Source organism: Actinophytocola gossypii (genome assembly GCF_025165815.1).
GTDB classification, from domain to species: domain Bacteria; phylum Actinomycetota; class Actinomycetes; order Mycobacteriales; family Pseudonocardiaceae; genus Actinophytocola; species Actinophytocola gossypii.
Window position 1 is genome coordinate 1 of record NZ_JAFFZE010000047.1, and the last position, 1,113, is coordinate 1,113.

General features: G+C 65.9%; 1 protein-coding gene. It reads left to right on the forward strand.

Annotation, left to right across the window (positions count from 1 at the left end):
- Positions 1-119 precede the first annotated feature (119 nt).
- On the forward strand, positions 120-1,113 hold a 994-nt coding region (locus JT362_RS35295), incomplete at its 3' end, for an IS481 family transposase (RefSeq protein WP_260196307.1).

Here is a 1,113-nt window from a genome sequence, read left to right on the forward strand (position 1 = left end):
TGTGATGTTCAGGGACGTTGTTCGGGTTGAGGGTGTGACGGCCTGTCGTGCAGACAGGTGAAGGCCTCTGGTTGTGAAGTGGAGCTGTCGAGGAACCGCTTCACGAACCGGAGGCCTTCGTGTCCCACCCTAATGCCACGCTCACCCCTCGAACCCGGCTGCGGCTGGCCCGGTTGATCGTTGATCAAGGCTGGAGCTGCGTATCAGCAGCGGAGATGTTCATGGTCTCGCCGCGGACGGCCCGCAAATGGGCTGATCGCTATCGGGCGGAGGGCAAGGCCGGGATGCTCGACCGGTCCTCCCGCCCCCACCATTGCCCGGCCAAGACCCCATCTGCGGTGACGCGTCGGATCGTGAGCCTGCGGTGGCGGCTACGACTGGGCCCGGTACAGATCGCCGGCCGACTGGGCATGCCCTCGTCCACGGTGCACGCGGTCCTGGTCCGTTGCCGGATCAACCGGTTGTCCCGCATCGACCGCGTGACCGGGGAACCCTTGCGCCGCTATGAACACCCTCATCCAGGGTCGCTGATCCACGTCGACGTCACCAAGTTCGGCAACATCCCCGACGGCGGCGGCTGGCGCTACGTCGGCCGTCAACACGGCATACAGAACCGCCGCGCGACCGCCCACCGGACAGGTGAACGCGACCGCCACCACGGCCCCAGACTCGGCACCACCCACATGCACACCGTGCTCGACGACCACTCCCGCACCGCCTACGTCGAAATCCACGACGACGAGAAAGCCACCACCGCGATCGGTGTCCTCCAGCGTGCTCTCGCATGGTTTGCCGACCATGGTGTCACCGTCGAGCGCGTGCTGTCCGACAACGGCAGCTGCTACCGCTCCCACGCCTGGCGTGATGCCTGCACCACGCTGGGCATCACCCCGAAACGGACCCGGCCCTACCGGCCACAAACCAACGGCAAGATCGAACGATTCCACCGCACCCTGGCCGACGGCTGGGCCTACGCCCGCCACTACCAATCCGACACCGAACGCCGAACCGCCCTACCAGCCTGGCTCCACTTCTACAATCACCACCGAGCACACTCCGCCATCGGAGGCCAACCACCTATCACCCGGCTAACCAACCTCCCTGAACACCACA